Annotated in this window: 1 protein-coding gene; it reads right to left on the bottom strand. The window is 68.5% G+C overall.

The window, feature by feature from the left end:
- Positions 1-2,017 (bottom strand): hypothetical protein (locus tag JZ791_RS44020; RefSeq protein WP_216903909.1); only part of this gene is annotated, 2,017 nt, incomplete at both ends.

A 2,017-nucleotide genomic window follows, 5' to 3' on the forward strand; every position in this document is an offset into this window, starting at 1 on the left:
TCGGCCGCCGCCTTCGCCGCACTCACCCGTTCCTTGCGCACCAGCGCAAACGCGTCGTCCTTACCGATCCGCCCGTCCTGGAACGCCTTCCAGGTGGCCGAGCCCGCCTGTTTGGCCTTGTCCATCAGCTCATCGACCGCCCCCTCCACGATCCGCCGATGTTCGGCCCCCGCTTGCCCGTACGCCGCCCGCGCCTCGGAAACGCGCTTGTCGTCGTGCGCGGCCTCGGCCTCGTCGAGTGCGCGCTGGGCCTCGTCGACTCGGTTTCTGGAGTTGTCGATCGTCTCCTTGGCCTGCTGTTGGTCGTGCTCGGCGCGTTCCTGCGCGGCGACGTGGCGCAGGAGTACCTCGGGGTCGTGCGCCGGCGCGTGCGCGTCGGCGGGTGAGTCGGATTTCGTGGTCGCGGTGGTGTCGTGTGGTCGTCCATCGTCCGGTCCCGATCGCCCGGTCGAGAGCCGCTCGGCCTGGCCGGGAACCCGGATCTCGGTGATCTTCGAATCCGCCAGCACCGAATCCAGGTTCTGGGACTTCGGCAGCACTCGTCCGTCGGCATCGGTCAATCCGTCGGACTTCGACCAGATATACCGGGCACCGGACTCGTCACCCAGGGCCACGACCTTGTGCACGTCCAGCGAACTCTGGTCGACCGCCACCTTGGACAGCCGCCGCGGCTCGGAGCCGAGTTCGGTGATCTCGTCCCAGCTCTTGCCCGCCCCGCCCCGCTGATACTGCGTCTCGGCGGAGACGTCGTTCGGCCGGCGCGGTGGTGTCGTCTCCGAATCCGACTTCCCCGCGCGGGAGGAGCGGATGCCGGAGCCGTTCTGCGAGTCGCTGCGCTCGGATGCCTTGCCACCTTGCAGGTGGTCGCTGGACGGGGTGACCGGGGTTTTCCGGTTCGCGGACAGCTCCGAGAACTGATCGTCGGATTTGCTTGTCCCCGTACCGATTCCGGCGGTACCGCGCCGGAGCGGATCGGTCTCCTTGCTGCCCGGGACGAACGGCGAACTCTGCTTGCCGGTGATGTCCTCGCCGAGACCGGTATCGCGACGGACGGGGCTGGAGTCGTTACCGGTGAGTGCATCGGCGCCGTTCTGGCGCAGCTCGCTGCTGGGGGCATCGGTGAGGGATACGCCCGGATCCTTATCGCCGTAGGTGCTGTCGGTGTCGCTGTCGCGGCGGAACGAGATGTCGTCGGTCGGGGTGCTGGTCGTGGTGCGTAGCGCGGTGTTGCCGGCGGGCGTGTCGGTGAGGGATGTGGGCTGGCTGCCATCGGTGCTCGTGCGCAGCGGGTTGGTGTGGGAGGTGGACCCGTCCCCGATCGTCGAGGAGGGCTGGGGGCGGGACGAGAGTGTTTGCGTCGCTTCAGGAGTCGCGTTCGAGGTGTCCTCGGGGGCGGTCACCCCGGTGCGCTGCGCGACCGGGGTGCGCTCGAGGGGAGTGCGAGTGTCCCCGCCGGTCGAGGACGCTCGCGCGGTGGAAGGATTGCTGCTCGAGCCGACACGCTGCTGGCCCGCACCTCGGGTAGGCGTCGAGCGGGTCGGGGTCGAGCGAGTACTCGAAGCCTCACTGCTTGTGTCGGTGCTGCCGTTGCGTGTGCTGCCGTTGGTGGAGGTGTCCTTACGCGAGCTGGTGATGTCCGAGGCGCCGTTGCGGGTGGTGTCGTTGCGGGAGCCGCCGACGTTCGAGGCGCCGTTGCGGGTGGCACCGTTGGTGGACGCCGCGTTGCGGGAGTTGTTGTCGGCCGGGGTGTCCTGACGAGTGCTGTCGTTGGCGGACGCGCTGGTGTGATTGCCACCGATATCCGAGGACCCGTTGCGAGTGTCACCGATATCGGAGGATCCGTTGCGGGTGGTGTCGTTGCCGTTGGCAGGCGCCCCGTTTCGGGTGACACCGTTGCCGTTGCCGTTGCCGTTGCCGTTGGTGGCGGTGTCGTCGTTCTTCTCGGAGAACCAGCCCCCGGACGTGCCAGAACCCCCCGGACGGGTGGACGGGTCGCTGATCTTGGTGTCCGAGTACG

It is taken from the genome of Nocardia alni (assembly GCF_019038435.1).
GTDB lineage: Bacteria > Actinomycetota > Actinomycetes > Mycobacteriales > Mycobacteriaceae > Nocardia > Nocardia alni.